The following is a 26,521-nucleotide window of genomic DNA, read 5'->3' as shown; positions in this document are numbered from 1 at the left end:
CGTCATAGGAAGGGGCAGCATCGTGGAGGAGACACGGGTCAAGGGTGGCGAGACGACGATGCGAGCAAACCACAGGAGGAGATTTCCATGCGTTCTTCACGCAGCCTTTTTCACACCGTCGCCTTTTCGACGCTTCTCGCCGCAGCATCTTTCGCTACGAGCGCCGCAAACGCAGCCGACAAGATCACCATCATGGTCGGCGGTTATGAGAAGCAGATCTATCTGCCCGCCAAACTTGCCGAATCGCTCGGTTATTTCAAGGACGAGGGTCTCGACGTCGAGCTCTTGAACGAAGCCGCCGGCGTCGATGCTGAAAACCAGCTTCTGGCCGGCGCCGTCCAGGGCGTGGTCGGCTTCTACGACCACTGTGTGGACCTGCAGGCCAAAGGTAAATTCGTCGAATCCATCGTCCAGTTCAGCCAGGCGCCGGGCGAAGTCGAGATGGTCTCGAGCAAACATCCCGACATCAAGTCGCCGGCCGACTTCAAGGGCAAGAGCCTCGGCGTCACCGGTCTCGGCTCGTCCACCAACTTCCTGACCCTCTTCATGGCCTCGAAGGCCGGCCTGAAGCCCGGCGACGTCGTGACGGTTCCAGTCGGCGCCGGCGGCACCTTCATCGCCGCCATGCAACAGGACCAGATCCAGGCCGGCATGACCACCGAGCCGACGATTTCGCGCATGGTCAAAACAGGCGAAGCGAGTGTGCTCGTCGACATGCGCACGGTCGAGTCGACCCGTCAGGCGCTCGGCGGCACCTATCCGGCCGCCTCGCTCTACATGGAGGCCTCCTGGGTCGACGCGCACAAGGAAGAGGCACAGAAGCTCGCCAACGCCTTCGTCAAGACGCTGCGCTATATCAACACGCATTCCGCCGCCGAGATCGCCGACAAGATGCCGAAGGACTTCTACGTCGGCGACAAGGACGGCTACATCAAGGCTCTCGACGAGGGCAAGGGCATGTTCACGCCCGATGGCGTCATGCCGGAAGACGGTCCGAAAACCGTGCTTGCCGTGCTCTCGGAGTTCTCCAAGAACGTCAAGGGCAAGCAGATCGACTTGTCCAAGACCTACACGACGGAATTCGTCAAGAACGTCAAGTAGGGCGTCACGCCGCTTCCGGCACCAACCGGAAGCGGCCAACCGATCGATCCATGGGCATTGCGTGCACGCGCCCAAAGGCACGCTTCAGGTATCATCATGCAACATGACAACAACCAGATTCCGGCGATCGAGCTGATCAATGTCAGCCGCCGCTTCGTCTCGCCGACCGGCAAGTCCCTTACCGCCTTGCGCGATTTCAACATGACCGTCGCCCGCGGAGAGTTTGTCGCCGTCGTCGGCCCCACCGGCTGCGGTAAATCGACGACCCTCAACCTCGTGACGGGTCTTGCACGCCCGAGCGCCGGCGAAGTCCGGCTGATGGGCGGCCCGATCACCGGCATCGACCCGCGTGTCGGCTTCGCATTCCAGACCGACGCGCTCTTTCCCTGGAAAAACGTCATCGACAACGTCATGGCCGGCCCGCTGTTTCGCGGCAAGTCGCGCACTGAAGCGGAAAAGAGCGCACGCGACTGGCTGGCCCGCGTCGGCCTTTCGAAGTTTGTCCATCACTATCCCCACCAGCTTTCCGGCGGCATGCGCAAGCGCGTCTCGCTGGCACAGACCTTCATCAACGAGCCGGAAATTCTGCTGATGGACGAGCCTTTCTCGGCCCTCGACGTCCAGACCCGCACCGTCATGCATGAAGAGCTGTTGAAGCTGTGGGCGGAGCGAAAGGCCTCGGTGGTGTTCGTGACCCATGATCTCGAAGAGGCTGTCGCGCTCGCCGACAAGGTCTATGTCCTGACCGCCGGCCCCGCGACGGTCAAGTCGGTCTATACGATCGATCTGCCGCGCCCGCGCGTCGTGTCGGAAATCCGCTACGAGCAGAGCTTCATCGACTATTGCAAGACGATCTGGGAAGACCTCCGCGAGGAGGTGGAGACCAGCTACCGGCGCGCGAGCGAAGCGGCCTGAGGGAGGATATCATGGCACACACCACTCTTGAGGCCGGTTCGGCCACCCTGTTTCGGCCGGGCACGTCGGACTCGGAAATCGAGGCGTCGGCGCTGAAGGCGATGCGCCGGCGCAACACCGCGGTGCGCTTCTGGCAGATTGCCATCCTGGTCTTCGTGATCGGCATGTGGGAGCTGTCTTCCAACATGCAGTGGATCGACCCGTTCTTCTATTCGAGCCCGAGCGGCGTCGTTGAGCGCCTCTACGAATGGGCGACCGAAGGCACCACGGAAGGTTCGCTCTGGTATAATCTATGGGTGACGATGGAGGAGGCCTTGATCGGCTTCTTCGCGGGCTCGATCACCGGCGTCTTCGTCGGCATCGGTCTTGGCCGCAACCGCTTCCTGTCGGACATCTTCTCCGTCTACATCAAGGCGATCAACTCGATCCCGCGCGTCGTTCTCGCCCCGATCTTCATCATGATCATGGGTCTCGGCCTGCCGTCCAAGGTTGCTCTCGCCTTCATCATGGTGTTCTTCGTGGTGTTTGCCAACGCCTTCCAGGGCGTGCGCGAGGCCGACCGCAACATGATCGCCAATGCGCGCATCCTTGGCGCCTCGGACTGGCAGGTCACCCGCACGGTGGTCATCCCCTCGGCGATGAGCTGGATCTTCGCAAGTCTGCACGTCTCCTTTGGTTTCGCGATCATCGGCGCAATCGTCGGCGAATTCGTCGGTGCCCGGTTCGGCATCGGCCAGCTGATTTCGATCGCCAAGGGTACGTTCGATGCCGCCGGCATGTTCGCGGCAATCCTCCTCGTCATGGTCGTCACGCTTTTCGCCGAATATATCATGACGCTGATCGAGAACCGCCTGGCGAAGTGGCGCCCGCAGCAGCATCTCGATACGCAGTGATCCAATCCGACCTCCTCCCAAGGCAGATCGAACAGGAGGCCGGGTGCATGCCCGGCCTTCTGTCATTTGATGCACTTGAGGTTTAAGCAAGCGGAAGCCGCACCGTCACGACCAGCCCACTGCCTTCCGCGTCATCGAGCGAGACTGAGCCTCCGGCGCCTTCGACAACCTCCCGCACGATCGCAAGCCCCAGACCGCTCCCCTCGGCTTCGGTCCCCATAATCCGGTAGAAGCGTTCGAAAACCTGCTCGCGCTCGCCGATCGGAATACCCGGTCCGTCGTCCTCGACGGTGACGACGGCGTTGCCGTTCGCCTGGCCGATCGCGACGGTCACCCGTCCATTGGCACAGGTATAGCGTATGGCGTTGTCTATGAGGTTGACCAGCATCTCGCGCAGCATCGTCCCATCGCCTTCGACGATGACCGGTCGGTCCGCTTCCAGTCCGAGATCGATGTTGCGCTTGAGCGCCTCTTCGGCATGCGCTTCCAGGATCTCGCGGGCAGCCTTGCTGAGATCGGTCGTATCGCTGCGCGGACGGCGGCTTCCGGGCTCGGCCCGTGACAAGGTGAGGAGCTGGCTGGCAAGACGCGAAATCTGCTTCGTGCTGGTGCGAAGGGCGAAAAGCGCCTCGTCGCGGCGAGCCGCATCGGCTTCGCGGGCTGCCACGCTCGCCTGCGTCGAAATCAGCGCGAGCGGCGTTCTGAGTTGATGCGCGGCATTCGATACGAAGCGTCGCTGTGCGGCCATCTGGTTCTGGACGCGCTCCATATGGTCGTTCAGGGCATGAACGAGCGGTCGCAGTTCGCTCTGCACCATCTCGGGCGGCAGCGGATCGAGACGGTTGCGCCCGCGCTGGCGCACGGCGTCCCGCAGTCTCAGAGCCGGCGCCAAGCCCCGCTGAAGCCCGAGGATGGTCACCAGGCTTGCGACGAAGACGAGCACGAACTGCTTCGAAAAATCCGAAAGCCATAGCTGCCTTCGCATCGCATACTGGCTGTTATGCGTCACGGCGACGGTGACGGAGATCGTGCCGTCATCGGGAAGGCCGACGACAGGATGGTCGAGCATCAGGACGCGCACATCGGCACCATGGAACGCACGATCCTCGCCCGCCCGCTGTACGGCTGGCAACGGCAGGTCGGGAAGACCGCTCACCAGACTGCCCCACACAGTGATGACCTGGTAAAATACCCGGTCGCCGAAGCCCGTATCGAACATCTCCAGCGCGGAAGGCGGCACGTCCACCTGAACATTGCCGCCCTCATCGACGCGGACGGCTTCAGCAATGACGCGGGCCGAGGCCAGAAGCGTTCGATCCGTCACCAGTTTTGCTGTCGCATCCGCCGTCCAGAAGCTGTCGTAAAGATTGAAACCGATCGCGCCGAAGAGAGTGAGCAGCACCCAGCAGAGCAGCTGTACCCTCAGGCTCTGGCTGAGCCGCGCGATCGTGGCGCCCAGCTTTGTGATGAGGCTACTGGACATGTCGGAGGAGATAACCGAGCCCGCGCAACGTCCCTATCTGAACCGAACTGCTCTCGAGCTTCTTTCGCAGCCTGTGGATGTAGATTTCGATAGCGCTCGGATCCGCCTCGTCGTCGAAACCGAACACACTTTCGGAAAGAGCGGCTTTCGAGATCGTGTTGCCGAGCTTCATGACAAGCTGTTCAAGAACGGCATATTCACGCGGCGTCAGCTGCAGCGGTTCGCCTGCGACGAAAAACTGCCGCGTTCCACCGGAGAAGCGCAGATTGCCGACGGTGATCTCGGAGGATGCCCGATCCTGACCGCGGCGAACCACCGCACGGATCCTCGCCTCGAGTTCGGCGATTTCGAAGGGCTTGGCGAGATAGTCGTCGGCACCGCTGTCGAGCCCCGCCACACGACCGTCCAGGCTCGCATTCGCAGTCAAGATGATGACCGGCAGCTTGTTTCCGGACTGCCGCAATCGTTTCAAGAGCGTCAAGCCATCAAGCTTGGGCAGCGCCAGGTCGAGGATCATCGCGGCATACTCCGCCACCTTGAGCATGTGCTCCGCATCCTCGCCATCGTGGGCAATATCGATAGCATATTGCGCCTGTCGCAGGGCTTTCCCCAGCCAGGCCGCCAGATCCTTGTTGTCCTCCACCACAAGCAGTCGCATCCGACCTCCTTAGCATGTGCAGAGTGCTTGGCGGAAGCGCATCCGTGGGGTCATAAGTTGAGAGGAAGAGCGGCCGGCTCTGGTTTATCTTCGGCCGCAACTGCGACGTCCCGATCGACGGCGCCCGGCACTTCCGTTCCCCAGATCTCGATCTGGGTCAGCGCCGGAAAGGGCGAGGCATCCTCGGCCTTGATCAGCCCATGCAATTCCACCCATTCGACGATACAGGGTTCTATGGAAAAGCTCTGAGCAACACCCGATTTCACCAAGGGAAAGCGGGAGGTCCTGCCGTTCGAGAAAGTGACGCTGGCCTCATTCCACCAAGAATCATGCGGGAAATCGGCCCGGAGATAGAAGACGATCTCGTCAATGCTGACCGGCCGGCCGAATTCCAGCTTCAGCGCCGCCTGCGGATCGCGATTGATGCCCCAGCTCGTATAGGGCCAGAAGCCGTGATCGTCGTTGGCCTTTTCGCCGTCGATCGCGTTGCGCGCGGCAAAGGCCGCTTCGCCCCGGGTCTCCACATTGGCGCGCGCATGCGGAAACAGCGCCCGGTTGGCATGATCGTCCCAGGGGTTCAGAGCGAGATTACGGCGTTGCACGATCTCGTCGGGGCGCGCGCTTCGCGCCGAAAGCCGGTGGAGATCACCCCGGAAGGCATTCGGCGAATAGGGCTTGCGCTTGTCGCCGAAGGGCACGGCGAGGGCATAGGCGCATTCCTTCATATAGACCAGGCCGGGTTGGATCGCGCCATCGAGGGCGAGGAAGACATGTCCAGGCTCGGAGACCTCCAAGACCACGCGATCGCCTTCGCGATAGCTCTGTCGATAGACCAGGAAGGTCTCGTCCCGCCCTGTGGAGCTTGCCAGCACCAGCCCATCGGCATCCACGATCTTCAGCGTCAATTCCATGCTCGCCTTCCTCATACGATCCGCAATCTCAGAACCCTGCCGGCGAACGGCACGCGCAGCCGGTAGATTTTCCCGGGCCAGGCCGATCTCAGCCGGGCGTCCTCCACGTCGATTTCGTCGATTTCGATCTCGCCACCGCCATCGACGAAGATGCTGCCGAGATCGGCGAGATCGATCCTGTCCGGGACGACGGTCGGCGCCAGGCACGTCATCAGCGACAGCACCGCCGGCTTGCCGCCGTCATAGCTGTCGACGATCTCGACATGGCGGCCGCGCAGCAGGGAAACGATGCGCCGGTAGCTGTGCAGCTCTGCTTCGGCGGGATAGGCGCCTGCTATATCGAGCGATATGCGCGCGCGCTCCTCGTCAAACCCGACCTCGACGTCTCGCGCGCCGAATGTGTCGCCGGCCGACTGCATGACGCCTGCGAATGTCGGCAGGTTGTGGAACGCCGATTGCATCGTCCAGATCTCGTAGCGCCGCGCCGAAAAGGTCTTTGCGGTATAGGTCTCGACACCGACATCGATCAGGAACGGGCGCCCATTCTTGTAGAGCGTCACGCTTCCGACATCGTTGTGATTGTGGCCCTCGCCATTGTTGCCGCCCTTGACGGCGAGCGAAAACTGCTCGTCGCGGGCGATGAACAGGCCAATGCCGGGATAAAACATATCGCGTCGGGACGCAGGATGCGGCGGGGCGGCATCGGGAAGCGTCGGGCCGATCAGCACTTCCTGCACGCGATACCAGAGGTTCCATTCTCCGGGCAGGTGCGAGCTTCCGGAGGCCGCCCTATCGGCCGCGGCGAACTCAGCCAGCACCTGCGAACCGACCGCCTGTCCGAACAGATATTCCCGCACACTGCAGGGTTCGACCACCGCGGAGGAATCGGCGAAGTTGAAATAATAGCGGCCGGCCACATGCATATGGGCGATATATTCAGCCATGCTGCGGATTTTCGGCTGTTGCCAGAGCTTGCCGAACAGGCCCGGCGCCACGCCATCCAGAATGGTCAGCGCGCCATGCAGGCAGAGTGCTGCGTGGCGATAGTAGAGCACGCCTTCCTCGCAGGCCCCGTCCTCGGCATAGTCCTTCAGGAAAGCATCGAGGCTGCCGAGCGCCTTTTCGACAACAGCACGGCGCGCCGGCTGGTCGGTTTTCAGCGAGAAGACCGTCAACAGGACATTCTGGCTTATCCAGGCCGTCCAGTTGTTCATTCGCTCCTCGCCGCGGCCCATCCACCAGAAATGCCGGCCGAGATAGGGCGAGACGATGCGGATCTGGATCTCGCGTTCCACCCGGGCGGTAATTTCGGGGCTGAAGCCGTCGAGCGCGTCGCCCAGCAAGGCGACGGCGGTGGCAAGCAGGGCCGCCGTTTCGGCGGCGAAGAGATCGACGACAGGCTGCGAATTGTCGGGAAGCGGCAGCCGCGCACCGCTTCGTTCATAGGCGTTGTGCGCCGGAAGCTGCCAGCCGCTCTCCTCGGCAATCAGGAAGATGCCGTCGACAATCCCAGGCAGGAACCGCGTCCTACCTTCGACGAGTTCGCCGAGCACCAGATTGTTGAGCATCCGGCGCCGCGCGAAATAAAGCTCCTCGAAGCGCGAGCGGTTGCCCGTTGCGGTGAACTCCCGGTAATCCGAGGCGGTGATGAGCGGAAAGGCGCGCGCAAGCGTCTCTTCGGCATCGCGAATGACCCGTTCCCGGACCGTCTGCGGCACGGAGTTCCATATGGCGCGATCTGAGCAAACCGACCCAGGCGTGAAATCGCCCAGCACATCCGGCAGCTCCCCTGAAATCTCGCTGAACATATCCCTCCCCGCACCGGAAAGCATTGATGAGCGTTTGGTCTGCATGCTCACCTATCATATGTATTTTGCGCTTTCTATTAAATTCGTATGACCTATTCAGAACTTGTTTGACCAGTATCGGAACTGTGCTATGTGGTTGCGAGAGGAAGAGGAGGCATCGGTGTCCATATCGAATTCGGCCATCGCTGGAGATGGCGCTCTGGCAACTTCCGGCAGGAAAGCCACCGTCTTGTCCAAGCGCCAGCGCAGGATACGCAGCGCGCTCGTCGCCTATTCCTTCATCGCGCCGAACTTCCTCGGCTTTGCCGTCTTCACGCTCGGCCCGATCCTGTTTGCCTTCGTGCTCGCCTTCATGCATTGGGACGGCTCGAATGCGATTACCTTCGCCGGCCTCGACAATTTCTGGCGACTTTTCGAGGACAAGGCCTTCATCGCGGCCTTCTGGAACACAGTCATCTATACGGTTGCCTCCGTGCCGGCGACGCTGCTCTGTGCGCTCGGCCTCGCCGTCCTCCTCAACCAGAAGATTGTCGGACGCGATTTCTTCCGCACGGCGATGTTCTTTCCCTATGTCGCCTCGCTGGTGGCCGTCGCGGTCGTCTGGAACATGATCTTCAATCCCGAAATGGGACCGGTGAACATGATCCTCTACACGCTGGGCCTCGATCCCAAGAACATGCCGGGATGGGCTGCCGATCGCCACTGGGCAATGGTGACGGTGATCCTGTTCGGCATCTGGAAGAACATGGGCTATTACATGGTCATCTATCTGGCCGGTCTGCAGGGCATCAATTCGGAGCTCTATGAGGCCGCCGATCTCGATGGCGCCAATTCCTGGCAGAAGTTCATCCATGTCACCGTGCCGCAGCTCGGACCGACGACTTTCTTCGTCACCGTCATGCTGACGATCCAGTCGTTCAAGGTCTTCGACCAGATCTACATGATCACTCAGGGCGGTCCCGGCACCTCGACCCTCGTCCTCGTCTACCACATCTACAACGAAGCCTTCATTTCCTGGGATCTCGGCTATTCCAGCATGGTTGCGCTCGTTCTGTTCTTCCTCGTGCTCGCCGTCACCGTCTTCCAGTTCCGGCGCCAGAGGGAGGACGAGGCATGAGGATCGCAGGACGCAGAGTCACCGCCAAAACGGTCCTCCTCTATGCCATCGTGATCACGGTCACGGTGGTCATGCTGATGCCCTTCGCCTGGATGCTCTCGGCATCCTTGAAGCTCAGCCGCGACGTCTTCGCCTTCCCCATCGAGTGGATACCGGCGGAGCCGCAATGGCAGAATTACGTGGATATCTGGACGAAGATCCCGCTCGCCCTCTTCATCTACAACACCTCGAAGCTGACGATCATCGTCACGCTGCTGCAGCTGCTGACCTCCAGCTTTGCCGCCTACGCCTTCGCCAAGCTGAATTTCCCCTACAAGAACACGCTGTTCCTCGGCTATATCGCCACCATCGCCATGCCTTGGCAGGTCTATATGGTGCCGCAATTCCTGCTGATGCGCGAATTCGGCCTCAACAACACCCATCTGGCGCTGATCTGCCTGCAGGCCTTTACCGCCTTCGGCGTCTTCCTGATGCGGCAGTTCTACATGTCGATCCCGACCGAGCTTTGCGAAGCGGCCCGCATCGATGGCATGAACGAGTACCAGATCTGGGCGCGCATCATGCTGCCGCTCTCCAAGCCGGCGCTCTCGACGCTGACGATCTTCACCTTCGTCACCACCTGGAACGATTTCCTCGGGCCGATGATCTATCTGACCAAGACCGAGCTGAAGACTGTCCAGATCGGCCTGCGCATGTTCATCTCGCAATATTCGGCCGAATACGGACTGATCATGGCGGCCTCCGTCGTCGCCCTCATTCCGGTCCTCATCGTCTTCCTCTCTCTCCAGCGCTTCTTCGTCGAGGGCATCGCCTCGACCGGACTGAAGGGTTAAATCCATGAACGCCGTTCCGTCCGTCGCCCCGCAACCGATCACCGACGAGGAAGCGAAAGCCGCGCTCGATCTTGCCGTCGCGCAGATCCGCCGCAACCTTCCTACTTTCACCTATGCTTCGCAGAACCATTCGAGTGTCGGGAATTTCTATCCGGCTGTGGCGAACACTCAATGGACCGCGGGCTTCTGGCCCGGCGAACTCTGGCTCGCCTTCGAGCATAGTGGCGATCCGGTCTTCCGACATGCGGCGCAGATCCAGGTCCAATCGTTCCTGCATCGGATCGTGAACCGCATCGAGACCGATCATCACGATATGGGCTTCCTCTATTCGCCGTCCTGCATCGCCGCCTGGAAGCTCGTCGGAGACGAGGATGGCCGCAGGGCCGCCTTGCTCGCCGCCGACCAGCTGATCGAGCGTTTCCAGCCCGTCGGCCAGTTCATCCAGGCATGGGGCCGCAAGGGGGTGGCGGAAGAATACCGCTATATCATCGACTGCCTGCTGAACCTGCCGCTTCTCTATTGGGCAAGCCGCGAGACCGGCGATCCGAAATACCGCGAGATCGCTCTCACCCACGCCCGCACCACGCTCGCCAATTCGGTTCGGCCGGATGATTCCACCTACCACACCTTCTACATGGACCCGGTCACCGGAGCGCCGGTGCGCGGCGCGACCAGGCAGGGCTACCGGGACGACAGCGCCTGGGCGCGCGGACAGGCCTGGGCAATCTCGGGGATGGCGCTCTCCTATCGCTATGAGCGGATCGAGGAATATCGCCAAACCTTCGACCGGCTGCTTGCCTTCTATCTCAACCGGCTGCCGGCCGACATGGTGCCCTATTGGGATCTCGTCTTTTCCGACGGCGACGGCGAGCCGCGCGACAGCTCGTCGGCCTCGATCGCCGCCTGCGGTCTTCTGGAGATGGCCGATCTCGTCGAACCGGAGCCGGCCGAGCGTTATCACATACTGGCGCGGCGCATGATGAAGAGCCTTGCCGATCACTATGCGGTCAAGGATCCCACCGTCTCGAACGGCCTGGTGCTGCACGCCACCTATTCGAAGAAATCGCCCTTCAACACCTGCCGCGGCGAGGGCGTCGATGAATGCGTCTCCTGGGGAGACTATTATTACATGGAAGCTTTGACGCGCCTTTCGCGCAGCTGGTCTTCCTATTGGTGAATTCAGGAGAACCCGATGGCCAGCATTTCGCTTAAAGAGCTGAACAAGAGCTACGGTGCGCTTACCGTCGTCCACGACATCGACCTCGAGATCGCAGACAAGGAATTCATCATCCTGGTCGGCCCCTCCGGCTGCGGCAAATCGACGACGCTGCGGATGATCGCCGGCCTCGAAGAAATATCGGGAGGAGAGCTCAAGATCGGCGGCGACGTCATGAACGACGTTCCTTCCAAGGATCGGGATATCGCCATGGTCTTCCAGAATTATGCGCTCTACCCGCATATGACCGTCTACAAGAACATGGCATTCGGCCTCCAGCTCAGGAAGGTGTCGCGCGATTACATCGATGCCCAGGTGCAGGATGCCGCCAGGATCCTCGACATCAGTCATCTCCTGAACCGCAAGCCGAAGGCGCTTTCGGGCGGCCAGCGCCAGCGCGTCGCCCTCGGCCGCGCCATGGTGCGCAATCCCGCCGTCTTCCTTCTTGACGAGCCGCTTTCCAATCTCGATGCCAAGCTGCGCGGCACGATGCGCTCCGAAATCACCAAGCTGCACAAGCGCCTCAATGCCACCTTCATCTATGTCACCCACGATCAGGTGGAGGCCATGACCATGGCGGACCGGATCGTCGTCATGAAGGACGGGCATATCCAGCAGGTCGACACACCGCAGAACCTCTATGACCGCCCCGTCAACATGTTCGTCGCCGGCTTCATCGGCGCGCCGCAGATGAACATGCTGCCCTCGACCATCCTGCGCCGTGGCGAAGGCTACGTCGCCGTCTTCGACGGCCGGGAACTGCCGCTGCCTGCCCATTTCGACCAGAACAGGATCGCTCCTTACGAAGGCCGCGAACTGGTGCTCGGCATCCGCCCCGAGAATTTCCACGAACTGCCGCCGGCCGACATCGCACCGGAGAACCTGGCGCCCCTCAAGGCGGTCGTCGAGCTTGCCGAACCCATGGGCTCTGAAGTGCACCTGAACATGGTGGCGGGCGGACGCAATCTCATCGCCCGCGTCTCGCCGCGCTACCGGCCTGATATCGGCGAGGAGGCGACGCTGGTCGCCGATATGACCAACGCGCAGCTGTTCGACAAGGAAACGGAACGTTCGATTCTATACTGAGGCGCCTGCGGGAGACGGCTATGCAGTGGTTGCGGGAGATGTGGACGAGGGAGGGACCGGGCATTCCGAAGGATGCTCCGAAGAAGACCGGCCTTGCGCTGTTCGCCGAGATCCTCGTCCGCGAATGGTGGGAGATGGTCAAGCTCAACATCCTGTTCATCCTGGCCTCGCTCCTCGTGGTGACGCTACCGGCAGCCCTGGTCGCCATGGCCCGGGTCTCGGTGACCTTTGTGGAAGATCGCAACACCTACCTGCTGCGGGACTTCACCGAAGCTTTTCTGCGCTATTTCTGGCGCGCCACCGCTTGGGGGCTGGTGCTCGCGGGCGGGCTTGCAATCGGCATCCATGCGATCGTTGCCTATACCGCCGGCGCGCGCGACAACCTGCTGCTGAGCGTGCCGCTGGCGATTGCCCTCGTCGCCACCGCCTTCGTCACCGTTCTCGCCTGCCATCTCATCATTCTGATGGTGATGCGCGATCTGCCGGCTTCCAGGCTGCTGCGCCTCGCCGCGCTCGCCTCCATCATCCGTCCGCTCCCGGCGCTTGCAGCGCTCGCCTTCGTTGCAAGCCTCTGGCTGGCGCATATCCTCTTCTATCCGGTTTCCGTGTTCATGCCGGCAACCTTCAATTTTTCACTCGGAATGTTCGCCGTCGTATTCGGCGCCCATCGGGCGGCGGTGATGGTTCTCGAGCTGCCGCCGTACCGCAAACCGCATGCACGAAACGCTTCATAAATAACTGATCCAGAGATGATCCAGGGAAGGAGAACGGGAATGTATTTGGATAAATTTGGGAGGACGATGAAACTTGCCTTGGCGGGTTTCAGCTTGGCTGCAACGACGGCCGGGGCAGCATTTGCCCAGGACGCCGTGACGCTCAAATGGGCTTTGTGGGACTGGGACAAGACTGCCTATTACAAGCCGCTGATCGAGGCCTATCAGGCCAAACACCCCAACGTGAAATTCGAGCAGATGGACCTCGGCTCGCAGGACTATCAGCAGATGATCTCGACGCAGCTGACCGGCGGCTCCAAGGACATCGACATCGTCACCATCAAGGACGTGCCGGGCTACACCAATCTGGTGCGCGCCGGCAACATCGCCGATCTCAGCAGCTTCGTGAAGGATCAGAAGATCGACCCGGCTCCCTATGGCGGCCTGATCGAGGAACTGACCATCGACGGCAAGCTCTATTCGCTGCCGTTCCGCTCCGACTTCTGGATCGTCTATTACAACAAGGACATATTCGACAAAGCCGGCGTGCCCTACCCCACGAATGACATGACCTGGGCGCAATTCGACGCGACCGCCGAGAAGCTTACGGGTGGCATGGGTACCAACAAGACCTATGGCGCGCTCCTGCATACCTGGCGGTCGACCGTCCAGCTGCCCGGCGTCCTCGACGGAAAACACACGCTGGTCGACGGTGAGTATGACTTCCTGAAGCCCTGGTACGAGAGGGCGCTCACCCTACAGAAGGATGGCGCGATTCCCTCCTACGCCTTCCTGAAGACGTCGAATACGCATTATTCGGCGCTCTTCTTCAACGGTACGATCGGCATGCTGCCGATGGGAACCTGGTTCGTCGGCACCCAGATCACCAAGGTGAAATCAGGTGAATCGAAGAGCAAGAACTGGGGCATCGTGAAATTCCCGCATCCCGACGGCGTCGCGGCCGGCACGACGGCCGCCCAGATTTCCGGCCTGGCGGTCAACGCCAATTCCGACCACAAGGATGCCGCACTCGACTTCATCAAGTTCGTCACCGGTCCCGAGGGTGCGGCCGTTATCGCGTCGACGGGCACGTTCCCCGCGCTCAAGACGGATGACGTCAGCGCCACGATCGCGGCAACGCCCGGCTTCCCGCAGGACGAGGCCAGCAAGGCGGCGCTGAAGCCGACGAAAACCTACCTGGAGATGGCGGTCAACCCGAACGCCGCCAAGATCGAGGTCGTGCTCAACCGTGCGCATGACGCAATCATGACCGACAACACGTCCGTCGACGACGGGTTGAAGGAAATGACCGACGGCGTGAAGGCCATCAAGTAGACGTCAAGAAATGTCGACGGCCGCGGGCAATATCTGCCCGCGGCCGATCCAGTTTTTCATGAATTTCGAGCCTGACAATGATATATGATCCCGCCCGGGCCAATCCGCTCTTCGGCAATCCGCTGAAGACCCGCGACGACCTCGCCAAGGCCGTCACCGATCTCTTCGAGCCGCTCCTGCCGTATTTTTCTGAAAGCGGCGCCCGTGTGCGCCTCGGTGCGGCCGGCGCGATCTTCGACCGGGCGGCGGCGGATCTGGAAGGATTTGCACGGCCGCTCTGGGGCATTGTTCCGTTCGCTGCAGGCGGCGGCGCGTTCCCGCATTGGGACCTCTATCGGCGCGGGCTGGCGAACGGCACGAACCCCGCTCATCCCGAATATTGGGGCGATCTTGCCGACCGCAATCAGCGACTGGTCGAGCTCGCCGCCGTCGGTTTCGCGCTGGCACTTGTCCCCGAACACATCTGGAAACCGCTCAGCGATAGCGAGAAGAAGACCGTCGCCGCCTACCTTCTCAGCGCGCGCGAACTGGAATTCATCGACAACAACTGGAAATTCTTCCGCGTCCTCATCGATCTCGGGCTGGAGCGCGTTGGTGTCGCCTTCGACCACGGGAAAACCCTTGCCTATCTCAACGAGTTGGAAGCCTTCGACCTCGGGGAAGGCTGGTATCGCGACGGGCCGGTGCGTCGGGTCGATCATTACATCCCCTTCGCCATGCATTTCTACGGCTTGATCTATACCGTGCTGGCGCGCGGCGACGAAGCGCGCAAGGACCGCTTCCGGGATCGCGCCCACACCTTTGCCGGGGATATCCGCCACTGGTTCGGCCCCGATGGCGCAGCCCTTGCCTTCGGCCGCAGCCAGACCTACCGCTTCGCGGCCGGTGGTTTCTGGGGCGCGCTTGCCTTTGCCGGCGTCGAAGCGCTGCCCTGGGCCGAGATCAAGGGCTATTACATGCGCCATATCCGCTGGTGGTCGGCGATGCCGATTGCCGAGCGCGACGGCGTTCTCTCCGTCGGCTACGGCTATCCCAATCTCTTCATGAGCGAGAGCTACAATTCGCCCGGTTCGCCCTATTGGGCGCTGAAATTCTTCCTGCCGCTGGCTCTTCCCGGGGATCATCCATTCTGGACCGCCGACGAGGCGCCGCAGCCGGAATTTCCGGAGCCGGTTGCGTTGAAACCGGCGGGCATGGTCGCCATGCACACGCCAGGAAACGTGGTCGTGCTCTCCTCCGGACAGCAGCATGACAAGATGCTCGGCGCAAACGAGAAATATTCGAAATTCGTCTATTCCACGCGCTACGCCTTCAACATCGAAGCCGACGACCGGAATTTTGCCGCCGCAAGCTTCGACGGCATGCTCGGCCTCTCCGACGACGGCGTCCATTTTCGCATGCGCGAAACTATGGAAGAGGCGCTCATCGCCGACAATCGCCTCTATTCGCGCTGGCGCCCCTGGAACGATGTCACCATCGAAACCTGGCTGCTTCCCGAAAACCTCTGGCATATCCGCATCCACCGCATCGCCACGCCGCGCGCCCTCAGCACAATCGAGGGCGGCTTTGCGATCGAACGCGCGGACTTCAATGCCGACCGCTCCGATGCAGGGGAAGGCCGAGCCGTCTGGTACGGACAGACCGATGTCAGCGCGATCGTGGATCTATCGCCCGATCCGAGGGCCGGCCATGCGATGAGCCCGATACCAAATACCAATCTCATCCACGCCAAGACCCTGCTGCCGCAGCTGCGCGGCGAAATCGGCCCCGGAACCACCGTGCTCGTGACCGCGGCAATGGCATTGCCCAGCCGCGAGAACTGGGCAAAAGCGCTCGATAATCCGCCCGCCTGCCCTCGCCTCGAAGAGGTGGAGCGGCTCTTTCGCGAGAACGGCGAGCGGGTGCCGGCATTCGCTCTCCAGTCATAGCCTGGGATTGGGGGAACAGGAGTGACTATCGTGCGGTCAACTCGGCACGGTATGCTTCTGCGATGCACTGTGCCAACTCTGCCATTTGATCGTCAGGTATGTGCAGGACCCCATTCTCCGCCATCAGCGCATGGTATTGCTGCTCTTCGAGAGGCACGCCTGAAGGCAAGGGAACGACATGAAAATGCAGGTGACTATTGGCTTGCTGGCTGCCGAGCGAAAGTACATAAATTCGCTCGGCGTCGAACACGCTTTTGAGGGCGCGCGACAAGACATGCACCTTGCCCTGTAGTCGAAGATATTCATCCTTCGACATGTCTCGCGCCAGATCCTCACGGTGCTCCTTCGGACAGACAAGGCAATAGCCGGGTAACGTGGGATATTTGCTCAGGAAAATGATCGTCTCATCGTCTTCAAAAACGCGATGATGAAAGAAAGCGGGGTCGTTCTTGAGCAAGCCGCAGATAAAGCACGGCCTTGTTCCGATGTCGTGGACATAGGCTTTGAGATCAAATGGCTGGCGTTCGATCATTCCAAACCTCTGCCATCTCGCACGCGGCGTATCCTATTGTCAGATTGATGCGACAATCGGAGGGAAGTCAAATTGACCAAGTCATTAGCGCCAATGACACTCGCTGACTCCGGAACCGTCACCAAAGCTATTGCAAAAACCCAATGCGCGCCCGACGCCGCCGTCGCATAACATTTTCGAATTACTCAATAGTTATATTTACATCTCCAACTAATGAATAAGAAAAACCCACTCTTCGCAACATTGCTGTAATGAAATCCGGCAAAGCGCAACAGCATACTTAGCTTTCAGTTTTCCGAGATCTTGAGAGGAGGACACAATGCCTACCATAATGATCTGTCACGACGTCAAGGACACGAAACACTGGCTCGCTTCACCCATCCGCAAACAGGTATTGGAACCCATCGGCGTCACGAACATTCGTACGTTTACAGACCCGCAAAACTCCAACCGCGTTGGTTTGGTCATGGACGTCGCAGACATGGAAAAGTTGATGGCCTTCATGCAGACCAAGGCAGCCGCCGATGCGATGGCGAGTGACGGCGTCTTGCCCGAGACCATGATGTTCCTGGTTCAATCGTAATAGCCATCCACGAGACTTGGAAATGCAATCGGGGAGGATGATATGACGACATTATTCGTGAGGCACGAGGTCTCCGACTACGCCGCCTGGCGCAAGGTATATGATGCGTTTCATCAGGTTCAGAAGGCCAATGGGGTGACAGCGCAAGCCGTCTATCGCGCCATCGACAACCCGAACGATATTACCGTCACCCATGAGTTTGCGACGTTTGAAGCGGCTCAGGCGTTCAGCAAGCTGGACGAACTGAAGACGGCGATGCGCACGGGAGGCGTGCTCGGCGTCCCGACAGTGTGGTTTACCAACAAAACATGAAATGAGGCACAAAACCTTCGCTGCACCAGCGGAAGTCAGGTTACGGTCGCCATCGGCCCATTATCGATCTTGGCGGCCAGGCGAACTGCGCAAATTTGTCCGAGCCCCTATTGTCGGCTCTTGATGTCGCGCAGGAGATCCAGGCCGCGCTGGTACTTTTCGGTGTTCTTGCCGGTCTGTTCGGCCTGCCGGAGATTGTCTTCGAGATCGGCCTGCTTGACCGGCAAGGCCAGCGGGTTGGATGCCGCGCGTCTGACGAAGTCGTCGTCCGGCTCGTCCGGCCGCCGTGTCAGAGCGTCCACGGCGGAGATGATCGCTGGCGCAAAGCCATCTTCCCTCAGCCTGTCGAGCGTCCAGCCGCTTCCTTTCTCGACCACGTCATGAAGGTAGGCGATCGTTCGCCGCTCATCGCCGGAAACGAGAAGTGCGACCCGCTGGCAATGTTCGAAGAACGGCCGGCCGGTCTTGTCTGCCTGACCTTCATGGGCTGTAAGAGCCACTTGGATGGCATGGTCGAGATGCTGCATGGCGATCACGGGCCCTCGGTCTTCCCGATCTTCTGTCGGGAAGGCTTCTCGCCCGTCGTCATCTCGATGTCAGGGACGGGAACCGCCGCGGCCTGGACAGGCGTTCGTCGCCGATCGAAATCGCCGCTCTCGCCGGCACCTTGGAGCAGTGCTGCATCATCCCTGTCGTCTTCATCGAGCAGGTTCTGCAGTGTTTCATGCTCATCCTCGCCCGCAAGTTCATCACAGGCTTGCAGCCAGTGACGCTGGTCGGCGCCATCCGGGCGGCCTTCGGCCTCCCAGATTTCGTAGGCACGGTGACGTATCTGCTCGTGCTTGTCTATCGCCATGATCTCCTCCAAGCGCATTTAAATAAGCCGTCCGAAGAACAGGCCCAGCCACTTTCACGGCGTGTTGATGGTTGGAAGAAAATCCTCCACCCGTTTGTGCTCGTCCTTTGAAAGCGTCTCCACCCGTTCCTTCCAGAAGCGTTCGGCCTCCCGCGGATCTTCATCCCATTGACGAACGTCGGTGATATTGTCGTCGATCATCGACCGGCGGTGGCCGCCGAGGCTGAGATATTCTTTGGCAAGCTTGAGGCTTAGGGTTTCGGTGCCGCTGTGGCGATCCAATGTCGAACTGACGTTGCGCCGGGCAGTTTCCAATGCCCTTTTGCGATCGGCTTCGGTCCGTTCGGTGTCGGCGGAACGCGCGTCGTCGGTCCCGCTCTCGGGCGGCACGGTGGATTTGACGGTCATCATGGATCACCCTTCGATGTTGTGATCCAATAACCTTCGCAAGCAGTGAGAGTTCCGCGTGGGTGGCGATTGATTTGAGCGCGCGATCGAGCCGCACGCGCCGGCGGCAATCAATGAACGGCCATACTCACCATTCGATAGGGGTGCACGGCCTCGAACTGCGAAATCATCGCCGTCGCCTGCAGCAACACGAGCTCGGCATTGTCGGGATCGTCACGGGCCAGTTCGTCGGCGTTGACGCGGATCGCTTCAGCCATGTTGTTGGACAGTGCCGCAAACTGCATGTTGCCTTCGACAAGAGCCTCACGCGCCGTATCCTCCAGCGTGCGAGCGATATCGACGAAGATTTCCTCACGTTCCTCAATGCTGAGGTCTCTGATTATATTGGTCTTTTCTTCCATGTCACTCACTCCAAAAGACGTGGGACGGTGATCGAGCTCGTCAAGCCTCGATCATGAGACAGTTGGGAATGTCAAATTCCGGATTCAAGCCTCGATGCGGCTTGAACGCGCCTTCGACGCAGTGTCATCCACCTCGTAGTCCGAACGCGGGAGCCGATTTTCTGTTCCCTGCAATACGTTAGCACTCGTCGGTGGAGAGTGCTAATTTTTCTCTTATTCCCTCTTGAAATTGCAGTGCCGTCGAACCAGATCAGTCGCGCAAGGCGCGCTCGCGCGGAACCTTGCACCCGCCCCGGATTGGTCATCCGGTCCGGCCCGGGGGAGCAACATCATCACTGTTTGTCGATGGAGGAAGACATGTCGTTCCGACCGCTTCATGATCGCATTCTCGTCCGCCGGGTCACGTCAGAGGAAAAGACCAAGGGCGGCATCATCATTCCCGACACTGCCAAGGAAAAGCCGCAGGAAGGTGAGGTCATCGCCGTCGGCCCTGGTGCACGCAACGATGCCGGCCAGATCCAGGCGCTCGACGTCAAGCCCGGCGATCGCATCCTGTTCGGCAAATGGTCCGGCACCGAGATCAAGATCGATGGCGAAGACCTGCTGATCATGAAGGAAAGCGACGTGATGGGCGTCATCGAAACCCAGGACGAACAGCAGCAGGCCGCCTGAGGTCCCTGCGAACATTCGTCAACGCTGGAGCGCTTCAGCTTGTCGTAGAAAAGCAGAACAGCTCCAACATTTTATTTCTGACGCAATTCCGAACGGAAAACCGCTTCGCACCTTTCCCGGAATTGCTCTGGCTGCCTATGAAGGAGTGAGGACATGGCTGCTAAAGAAGTCAAATTCAGCACCGAAGCCCGGGAGAAGATGCTGCGCGGCGTCGACATCCTGGCCAACGCCGTGAAGGTGACGCTCGGCCCGAAAGGCCGCAACGTCGTGATCGACAAGTCCTTCGGCGCGCCGCGCATCACCAAGGACGGCGTCTCCGTCGCCAAGGAAGTCGAACTCGAAGACAAGTTCGAGAATATGGGCGCCCAGATGGTCCGTGAAGTCGCCTCGAAGACCAGCGACATCGCCGGCGACGGCACCACGACCGCAACGGTGCTTGCCCAGGCGATCGTCAAAGAGGGCGCCAAGGCCGTCACGTCAGGCATGAACCCGATGGACCTGAAACGCGGCATCGATCTCGCCGTCGGCGCCATCGTTGCGGAACTGAAGGCCAACGCCCGCAAGATCTCCAACAATGCCGAAATCGCCCAGGTCGGCACGATCTCCGCCAATGGCGATGCCGAAATCGGCCGTTTTTTGGCGGAAGCCATGGAAAAGGTCGGCAATGATGGCGTCATCACCGTCGAAGAAGCCAAGACCGCCGAAACCGAACTCGAAGTCGTCGAAGGCATGCAGTTCGACCGCGGCTACCTCAGCCCCTACTTCGTGACCAATGCCGACAAGATGCGGGCCGAGTTCGAAGACCCATATATCCTCATCCACGCGAAGAAGCTGTCGAACCTGCAGTCGATGCTGCCGGTTCTCGAAGCCGTCGTCCAGTCCGGCAAGCCGCTCCTCATCATCGCTGAAGACGTCGAAGGCGAAGCTCTTGCAACCCTCGTCGTCAACAAGCTGCGTGGCGGCCTGAAGATCGCTGCCGTCAAGGCGCCTGGCTTCGGCGACCGCCGCAAGGCCATGCTCGAAGACATCGCCATCCTCACCGCCGGCACCGTCATCTCCGAAGACCTCGGCATCAAGCTCGAATCCGTCACGCTCGACATGCTCGGCCGTGCCAAGAAGGTGTCGATCGAAAAGGAGAACACCACGATCGTCGACGGCGCGGGCGCCAAGTCCGACATCGAAGGCCGTGTTGCCCAGATCAAGGCCCAGATCGAAGAAACCACCTCCGATTACGACCGCGAGAAGCTGCAGGAGCGTCTTGCCAAGCTCGCCGGCGGCGTTGCCGTCATCCGCGTCGGCGGCTCGACGGAAGTCGAAGTGAAGGAAAAGAAGGACCGCGTCGACGACGCGCTTCATGCAACCCGGGCGGCGGTCGAGGAAGGCATTCTGCCGGGCGGCGGTGTGGCGCTGCTGCGCTCCGTCAAGGCGCTCGACAACCTCAAGACCGCCAATAGCGACCAGCGTGTCGGTGTCGACATCGTTCGCCGCGCGCTCGAGACGCCGGCGCGGCAGATCGCCGAAAATGCCGGAGCGGAAGGCTCGGTCATCGTCGGCAAGCTGCGCGAGAAAAGTGACTTCGCCTACGGCTGGAACGCTCAGACCGGCGAATATGGCGACCTTTATGCGCAGGGCGTCATCGATCCGGCAAAGGTTGTTCGCACCGCGCTGCAGGACGCGTCCTCCATCGCCGGCCTTCTCGTCACGACCGAAGCCATGATCGCCGAGAAACCCAAGAAGGACGCGCCGCCGCCATTGCCCGCCGGCCCCGGCATGGATTTCTAACACATCTGCCGGCCCGCCGGCCTCGCTGGCGGGCCTTTCGAAGGGAATAGAGATGGTTCAAACGATCAAAAACCGATCGCAGGTACCGCTGGACTCCCGCGATCTTGAAACCTGCCAGCACGTCTTCGACAAGCTCCGCGCCGATTACGCGATAGCAAGAGACAGCGATGAAGCAGAACGAATGGCGAGCATCATCATCGAGATCTACCGACAGGGCGTACGCGACCCCAATCAGCTGCAATCGATGGTCGAGGCGGCCCGCGGTCTCTTCGAAACAAGCGAGCGCCCGCCTACGGCTCGGGAAATTTGACCATGGTGCCGCCGCCGGTCGCCTGGTCCGTCGGGAAGACTTCGATCCGCGACACGTCGACGAAGACGGGAAGCTCGATGGCGTTCGAGATGATCGAGGCGATGTGTGAAGGCTGTATCGGACGGTAGCCGTCATAGAGCAGCGTCCGCGCCTGATTGCCCGCCATTGCGGTTCGATAAAGTTCCGTCTGGACGCGGCCCGGCACCACCTCGGTCACCCGAACGGAGGTCCCGAGCAGGTCGCAGCGCAAATTGTCGCAAAACAGGCTGAGCCCGGCCTTCGACGGGCCGTAGGCCGCCATATTCGGATACGGCGCCTGGCCGCCGCTCGAGCCGATATAGATCAGGTGGCCGCGCTTTCGCTCAACCATGGCAGGCAGGAATGCACGGGTCAGCTGCATCGGCGCCTTGAGATTGATGTCGATCATGGCATCGATTTCGGACGGTTCGATCTCGCTGAATGTCGCCCGCGTCGAGAGAATGCCGGCATTGTTGATCAGGATATCGACCTCAGTTCCGTGAAGCTGCTTGACGATTTCGGCGGTATCGCGCACATCGGCCCGGATCGGCTTCGCCCCGCTTTCCCCAGCGAGTTCTTCAAGAGCCTCGGCGCTTCGGCCAACGGCATAGACCGTCAGCCCCATCTTACACAGCTTGTCGACGGTGGCGCGACCGATGCCGCTCGTCGCACCGGTGACCACGGCGACCCGATAGGGCAGCGGCTCAGACATAGATGTAGCCTCCGCTGACGACGACGTTTTCGCCTGTTGCATAGGTGTTGCGGCTCGATGCCATCATGACGATCCATTCCGCCATTTCGACCGGCTCGGCCGCGCGGCCAAGGGCGCTGGCTTTGGCCAGCTCCGGCAGGAATCCGAGCTCCTTGGCGCGATCCGTCGCGAAACCGGCGGGCGCTACGGAATTGACAAGGATCTGGTCCTTGGCGCATTCCTGGGCAAAGGATTTCGTCAGGCTGACGACAGCCGCCTTGGTTGCGGCATAATGCGCATTCTGGGGATGAGCCTTGAAAGCATCGACCGAGGTCACGTTGACGATCCGCCCCGTAACCTCGGGCGCGTTCACGTGCTGGCGCATATGAAGAACGGCAGCCACCATCATATGATAGGTACCCTTCACGTTGATCGCATTTTCGAGGTCCCATTCTTCGTCGGTGATCTCGAGGATAGGACGTCTCGGATAGATGGCGGCGCTGTTGACGAGCACATGGATCCGGCCGAGCTTGCCGGCGATCTCGTTGAACCCACGATGAGCCGTTTCCGCCCGGGAAATGTCGGCAGCGGCCGTCGCAACCTCGGCGCCGAGAGCACGAAGCGCCTCGGCCGAAGAGGCAAGCAGCTGCTCATTGCGATCGATGAGCCCGATCCTGGTCGCCCCATGCGAGATCATCAGCTTGGCCGTCGTCAAGCCGAGCCCGGAAGCGCCGCCGACGATGATTGCGGTCTGGTTCTTCAAAGTTCCACCTCAGTGTTTTGCGTTGCGCCGCTGACATTATATGTTATCACTTATATGCCAACTTCGACAAAGCTCAAGTGCATTCTGAAGGTTTCGACATGATTCCGCGCCTCCGGCCGCATGGTTCAATCCCCCTTCCTCCTGCAGGATTCTTCCAGCGGCTCATCGAGGCGGGGTTCGATGGCGACATCGAAACCGGCGCGGCGAGCCGGACGGTTTTTTCGACCGACAACTCCATCTATCAGATCGAGCCGACCGGCATCCTTTTCCCCCGAGGCGTCGAAGACCTGCAGATCACGGCGGCCGTCTTGTCGGAGCCGGCGTTTCGCGGGATCACCGTCGCGCCGCGCGGCGGCGGAACCGGCACGAACGGCCAATCTCTCACATCGGGCATCGTCGTCGACTGCTCGCGACACATGAATTCCATTCTCGAAATCGACCCGGTCAGGAGAATTGCCCGCGTCCAAGCGGGCGTGGTCAAGGATCAGCTGAACCAGGCTTTGAAGCCCTACGGCCTGTTTTTTGCGCCCGAACTCTCCACCTCCAATCGCGCCACCATCGGCGGCATGGTTTCCACCGATGCCTGCGGCCAGGGGTCATGCCTCTACGGCAAGACCAGCAACCATGTACTGGGATTGCGCATCGTGCTTGTAGATGGCTCCGACTGGTGGTCGCGCCCGCTCGATCCGGAGGCGTTCACGGAGATCGTCGCGCGCCAGGACCGTGTCGGCGAGATCCACAGGACAGTCGAGCGGATCGCGCGGGAAAAGCGCGACCGGATCGCCGAGATCTTTCCGAAACTCAACCGCTACATGACCGGCTACGACCTCGCTCACATCTTCCGCAGCGACGGGCGCTTCGACCTCAATGCCATCCTCTGCGGCTCGGAGGGAACGCTGGCGATGATCGCCGAAGCCGAACTCAACCTTCTGCCGATCCCCGCCCATGCGGCCCTGATCAACATCCGCTACGGCGACTTCAACACCGCCTTGGAGGATGCCCGCAGCCTCGTGGCGCTGAACGTCGCCTCGGTGGAAACGGTCGACGAAAAGGTTCTCGGCCTCGCCAGAGGCGACATCGTCTGGACCGGCATTGCCCGCTTTTTTCCGGACGACGCGAGCGAAGCGACCAACGGCATCAATATCGCCGAAGTGCTGGCCGACGATGAAGCCGAACTCGAACGCAAACTCGCCGAGGTGACCGCCGCGCTTGCCACAGGCCCAAATGCGCGTCACCTGGGTTATACGATCGCGCGGGATCATGCCGAGGTCGAGGCGATCTGGTCGATGCGCAAACGGGCGGTCGGCCTGCTTGGCAATGTCGATGGCCCGGTCAGGCCGGTTGCCTTCGTCGAGGATACCGCCGTACCGCCGGAGAATCTCGCGCCCTATATCCGCGAATTCCGCGCGCTTCTCGATGGCGCGGGCCTTTCCTACGGCATGTTCGGCCATGTCGATGCCGGCGTCCTGCATGTGCGGCCGGCACTCGACCTTACCCGCGACGACCATATCAAGCTGGTCCGGGAGGTCAGCGACGCCGTCGTGGCGCTGACGCGCAAATATGGCGGCGTGCTCTGGGGAGAGCACGGCAAAGGCGTGCGTTCCGAATATGTGCCGGAATTTTTCGGCGATCTCTATCCCAGCCTGCAGGAGATCAAACGGGCTTTCGATCCGGAAACCTGCCTCAATCCAGGCAAGATTGCAGCCCCTGCCGGCCAGGCGCTGCTGAAGATCGACGATGTGCCGCTGCGGGGAGAGACCGACCGCATCATCGGCAACGAGATCCGCTCCGCCTTCGACAACGCCGCCTATTGCAACGGCAACGGCGCCTGTTTCGACTTCGATGAAACCAGCCCCATGTGCCCCTCCTACAAGGCGACACGCGATCGGCGCTTTTCGCCCAAGGGCCGCGCGGCTTTGATGCGGGAATGGCTGAAGCTGCTTGCCGAGAAGGGCATCGATGCTCGCGAGGAGGCAAAACGCTTGCGGCGGAGCGGTCCGCTGGCGAAACTGGCGCGGCGCGCCTTCAACTCGCTGAACCCCCAAAATCGTGACGACTTTTCCCATGAGGTCCGCGCTGCGATGGACACCTGTCTGGCGTGCAAAGCCTGCGCGGGGCAATGTCCGGTGAAAGTCAGCGTCCCGGCCTTCCGCTCCAAATTCCTCGAACTTTATTACGGACGTTACCTCCGTCCGCTGAAGGATCCGCTCGTCGCCGCCATCGAGACCACCCTGCCCCTGGTTCAGCGGATACGACCTGCCTATAACCTTATCGTCAGCACGCGCGCCGGCAGGATGATGATGCGCGTCGCCGGACTGACGTCCCTGCCCCGCCTGCCGCGGATCTCTCTGGCGAAAGAGGCCGCCCGCCTTGGGGTACCGCTTGCGACCCCGTCGCGGATCGAGGCCTTGTCGCCGCGCCAGAGGGAGCAGAGCGTTATCTTCGTCGCCGATGCGTTTACCGCCTATTTCGATCCTGAGGTCGCCCTCGCCGCAATCAGGCTTGCGCGGAAAATGGGGCTCTCGCCCTTCCTCGCCGCGTCCCACGTTAATGGCAAAGCGCTGCACGTTCATGGCTATCTCGGACGTTTCGAGGCTGCGGCCGGGCGGACCGCGCATTATCTTCAGCGGCTGGATGAAGCGGGTGTGGCGCTCGTCGGGCTCGATCCGTCGATGACGCTCGCCTTTCGCAGCGAATACAAGGGCATGCTGAAGGCTGCCATTCTTCTTCCGCAGGAATGGCTGGTCGCCAATCTTGACCGGCTTGCCGCGTCACCCTCCGCCGCCAAGGGTAAAAACTTCCGACTGATGGCCCATTGCACCGAACGCACCAATGCGCCCTCTTCCGTCGCACAATGGAAACAAGTGTTCGCAAGCCTCGGCATCGACCTTCAGGCGGCACAAACGGGGTGTTGCGGAATGGCCGGCACCTTTGGCCACGAGGCGCGCAACCGGCCGATCTCCGAGCGCCTTTATGCGATGAGCTGGAAGCCGGAGGTCGATGCATCAGGCGATACCGACAGTCTCATGGCCACCGGATATTCGTGCCGCTCCCAGGTGAAGGAAATCGACAACAAACGCATCCCGCACCCCTTTCAGGTCATCGATAAGATAATGTCTGAAAACCCCGGCATCCCACAATCAGACGTGGCATGATATGTGATATGTGCTAAATTTGATCGTGAAAACCGGAGTGA

Annotated in this window: 27 protein-coding genes; 16 read left to right on the top strand and 11 right to left on the bottom strand. The window is 60.9% G+C overall.

Annotated features, from left to right (window positions below; genetic code table 11):
• Positions 1 to 87 precede the first annotated feature (87 nt).
• The 3 genes from NE851_RS34580 to NE851_RS34570 all read left to right on the top strand — a co-directional run bounded on the left by NE851_RS34580 (position 88) and on the right by NE851_RS34570 (position 2,909).
• A complete protein-coding gene (locus tag NE851_RS34580) occupies positions 88 to 1,101 on the top strand; it encodes an ABC transporter substrate-binding protein (RefSeq protein WP_029733068.1) in 1,014 nt (337 codons plus the stop codon).
• Positions 1,102 to 1,197: 96 nt separating this feature from the next.
• Positions 1,198 to 2,016, top strand: coding sequence for an ABC transporter ATP-binding protein (locus NE851_RS34575; RefSeq protein ID WP_029733067.1), 819 nt, complete (start codon positions 1,198 to 1,200; stop codon positions 2,014 to 2,016).
• 11 nt (positions 2,017 to 2,027) lie between these two features.
• Complete coding sequence (locus tag NE851_RS34570) at positions 2,028 to 2,909, top strand: ABC transporter permease (protein WP_029733066.1); 882 nt, start codon at positions 2,028 to 2,030, stop codon at positions 2,907 to 2,909.
• An 82-nt stretch (positions 2,910 to 2,991) separates the two neighbouring features.
• Here the strand turns inward: NE851_RS34570 and NE851_RS34565 are convergent, their stop codons facing one another.
• The 4 genes from NE851_RS34565 to NE851_RS34550 are packed head-to-tail and all read right to left on the bottom strand — an operon-like array spanning position 2,992 to position 7,769.
• Positions 2,992 to 4,392 (bottom strand): sensor histidine kinase, encoded by a 1,401-nt coding sequence (locus tag NE851_RS34565; protein WP_029733065.1) that lies wholly within the window; start codon positions 4,390 to 4,392, stop codon positions 2,992 to 2,994.
• On the bottom strand, positions 4,382 to 5,050 hold the full coding sequence (locus tag NE851_RS34560; protein ID WP_127431070.1) for a response regulator: 669 nt from the start codon (positions 5,048 to 5,050) through the stop codon (positions 4,382 to 4,384). Before NE851_RS34560 ends, NE851_RS34565 begins: the two co-directional genes overlap by 11 nt.
• 50 nt (positions 5,051 to 5,100) lie before the next feature.
• Positions 5,101 to 5,961 (bottom strand): hypothetical protein, encoded by an 861-nt coding sequence (locus tag NE851_RS34555; protein ID WP_025554787.1) that lies wholly within the window; start codon positions 5,959 to 5,961, stop codon positions 5,101 to 5,103.
• Positions 5,962 to 5,972: 11 nt separating this feature from the next.
• Positions 5,973 to 7,769: a heparinase II/III domain-containing protein gene (locus tag NE851_RS34550; protein ID WP_127431069.1), complete on the bottom strand. Its 1,797-nt coding sequence runs from the start codon at positions 7,767 to 7,769 to the stop codon at positions 5,973 to 5,975.
• A 130-nt stretch (positions 7,770 to 7,899) separates the two neighbouring features.
• On the opposite strand from NE851_RS34550, the gene NE851_RS34545 reads away from it, so the two are divergent.
• The 7 genes from NE851_RS34545 to NE851_RS34515 all read left to right on the top strand — a co-directional run bounded on the left by NE851_RS34545 (position 7,900) and on the right by NE851_RS34515 (position 15,997).
• Positions 7,900 to 8,886, top strand: coding sequence for a carbohydrate ABC transporter permease (locus tag NE851_RS34545; RefSeq protein WP_025554591.1), 987 nt, complete (start codon positions 7,900 to 7,902; stop codon positions 8,884 to 8,886).
• Positions 8,883 to 9,719 (top strand): carbohydrate ABC transporter permease, encoded by an 837-nt coding sequence (locus NE851_RS34540; protein WP_025554593.1) that lies wholly within the window; start codon positions 8,883 to 8,885, stop codon positions 9,717 to 9,719. Before NE851_RS34545 ends, NE851_RS34540 begins: the two co-directional genes overlap by 4 nt.
• Positions 9,720 to 9,723: 4 nt before the next feature.
• Positions 9,724 to 10,896, top strand: a complete 1,173-nt coding sequence (locus NE851_RS34535; RefSeq protein WP_127431068.1) for a glycoside hydrolase family 88 protein — start codon at positions 9,724 to 9,726, stop codon at positions 10,894 to 10,896.
• 15 nt (positions 10,897 to 10,911) lie between these two features.
• Positions 10,912 to 12,021 carry an ABC transporter ATP-binding protein gene (locus NE851_RS34530; RefSeq protein WP_025554597.1) on the top strand — a complete coding sequence of 370 codons (1,110 nt, stop codon included), beginning with the start codon at positions 10,912 to 10,914 and terminating at the stop codon, positions 12,019 to 12,021.
• A gap of 20 nt (positions 12,022 to 12,041) precedes the next feature.
• Complete coding sequence (locus NE851_RS34525) at positions 12,042 to 12,755, top strand: DUF624 domain-containing protein (protein WP_025554599.1); 714 nt, start codon at positions 12,042 to 12,044, stop codon at positions 12,753 to 12,755.
• 39 nt (positions 12,756 to 12,794) lie between these two features.
• Entirely contained in the window at positions 12,795 to 14,069 is a 1,275-nt protein-coding gene (locus NE851_RS34520; RefSeq protein WP_127431067.1) for an ABC transporter substrate-binding protein, read from the top strand.
• Positions 14,070 to 14,146: 77 nt separating this feature from the next.
• On the top strand, positions 14,147 to 15,997 hold the full coding sequence (locus tag NE851_RS34515; RefSeq protein WP_127431066.1) for a DUF2264 domain-containing protein: 1,851 nt from the start codon (positions 14,147 to 14,149) through the stop codon (positions 15,995 to 15,997).
• A 25-nt stretch (positions 15,998 to 16,022) separates the two neighbouring features.
• Here the strand turns inward: NE851_RS34515 and NE851_RS34510 are convergent, their stop codons facing one another.
• Complete coding sequence (locus NE851_RS34510; RefSeq protein ID WP_127431065.1) at positions 16,023 to 16,529, bottom strand: HIT family protein; 507 nt, start codon at positions 16,527 to 16,529, stop codon at positions 16,023 to 16,025.
• A 319-nt stretch (positions 16,530 to 16,848) separates the two neighbouring features.
• Here NE851_RS34510 and NE851_RS34505 point away from each other — a divergent pair, with 319 nt between their 5' ends.
• Together NE851_RS34505 and NE851_RS34500 are read left to right on the top strand one after the other, a co-directional pair.
• A complete protein-coding gene (locus NE851_RS34505) occupies positions 16,849 to 17,112 on the top strand; it encodes a hypothetical protein (protein WP_029867892.1) in 264 nt (87 codons plus the stop codon).
• A 42-nt stretch (positions 17,113 to 17,154) separates the two neighbouring features.
• Positions 17,155 to 17,424, top strand: coding sequence for a hypothetical protein (locus NE851_RS34500; protein WP_029867893.1), 270 nt, complete (start codon positions 17,155 to 17,157; stop codon positions 17,422 to 17,424).
• Between the two features lie 107 nt (positions 17,425 to 17,531).
• Here the strand turns inward: NE851_RS34500 and NE851_RS34495 are convergent, their stop codons facing one another.
• The 4 genes from NE851_RS34495 to NE851_RS34480 all read right to left on the bottom strand — a co-directional run bounded on the left by NE851_RS34495 (position 17,532) and on the right by NE851_RS34480 (position 19,089).
• Positions 17,532 to 17,951, bottom strand: coding sequence for an HD domain-containing protein (locus tag NE851_RS34495; protein WP_029867894.1), 420 nt, complete (start codon positions 17,949 to 17,951; stop codon positions 17,532 to 17,534).
• 5 nt (positions 17,952 to 17,956) lie between these two features.
• Positions 17,957 to 18,280: a DUF2934 domain-containing protein gene (locus NE851_RS34490; RefSeq protein WP_127431064.1), complete on the bottom strand. Its 324-nt coding sequence runs from the start codon at positions 18,278 to 18,280 to the stop codon at positions 17,957 to 17,959.
• 54 nt (positions 18,281 to 18,334) lie between these two features.
• Positions 18,335 to 18,691, bottom strand: coding sequence for a hypothetical protein (locus NE851_RS34485; protein ID WP_097631267.1), 357 nt, complete (start codon positions 18,689 to 18,691; stop codon positions 18,335 to 18,337).
• A gap of 107 nt (positions 18,692 to 18,798) precedes the next feature.
• Entirely contained in the window at positions 18,799 to 19,089 is a 291-nt protein-coding gene (locus tag NE851_RS34480; protein WP_029867897.1) for a hypothetical protein, read from the bottom strand.
• Positions 19,090 to 19,446: 357 nt separating this feature from the next.
• Here NE851_RS34480 and NE851_RS34475 point away from each other — a divergent pair, with 357 nt between their 5' ends.
• From NE851_RS34475 to NE851_RS34465, 3 genes are all read left to right on the top strand, one after another.
• Positions 19,447 to 19,761, top strand: coding sequence for a co-chaperone GroES (locus tag NE851_RS34475; protein WP_127431063.1), 315 nt, complete (start codon positions 19,447 to 19,449; stop codon positions 19,759 to 19,761).
• Positions 19,762 to 19,914: 153 nt separating this feature from the next.
• On the top strand, positions 19,915 to 21,543 hold the full coding sequence (gene groL, locus NE851_RS34470) for a chaperonin GroEL (RefSeq protein ID WP_254962525.1): 1,629 nt from the start codon (positions 19,915 to 19,917) through the stop codon (positions 21,541 to 21,543).
• A gap of 52 nt (positions 21,544 to 21,595) precedes the next feature.
• A complete protein-coding gene (locus NE851_RS34465; protein WP_047618812.1) occupies positions 21,596 to 21,853 on the top strand; it encodes a hypothetical protein in 258 nt (85 codons plus the stop codon).
• Here the strand turns inward: NE851_RS34465 and NE851_RS34460 are convergent.
• Together NE851_RS34460 and NE851_RS34455 are read right to left on the bottom strand one after the other, a co-directional pair.
• A complete protein-coding gene (locus tag NE851_RS34460) occupies positions 21,834 to 22,583 on the bottom strand; it encodes an SDR family oxidoreductase (RefSeq protein WP_097631692.1) in 750 nt (249 codons plus the stop codon). The two genes, NE851_RS34465 and NE851_RS34460, sit on opposite strands and share 20 nt — an antisense overlap.
• Positions 22,576 to 23,325: an SDR family NAD(P)-dependent oxidoreductase gene (locus NE851_RS34455; RefSeq protein ID WP_029868427.1), complete on the bottom strand. Its 750-nt coding sequence runs from the start codon at positions 23,323 to 23,325 to the stop codon at positions 22,576 to 22,578. The genes NE851_RS34460 and NE851_RS34455 overlap by 8 nt, the downstream gene beginning before the upstream one ends.
• Before the next feature lie 98 nt (positions 23,326 to 23,423).
• Between NE851_RS34455 and ydiJ the strand changes: the two genes are divergently transcribed.
• Positions 23,424 to 26,480: a D-2-hydroxyglutarate dehydrogenase YdiJ gene (ydiJ, locus tag NE851_RS34450; RefSeq protein WP_127431061.1), complete on the top strand. Its 3,057-nt coding sequence runs from the start codon at positions 23,424 to 23,426 to the stop codon at positions 26,478 to 26,480.
• The last annotated feature ends 41 nt before the right edge of the window (positions 26,481 to 26,521 follow it).

The organism is Rhizobium anhuiense bv. trifolii, assembly GCF_024346605.1.
Taxonomy (GTDB): Bacteria; Pseudomonadota; Alphaproteobacteria; order Rhizobiales; family Rhizobiaceae; genus Rhizobium; species Rhizobium anhuiense.
Note: the sequence above shows the minus strand (reverse complement) of the source record. Positions and strands in the feature narration are given on the sequence as shown.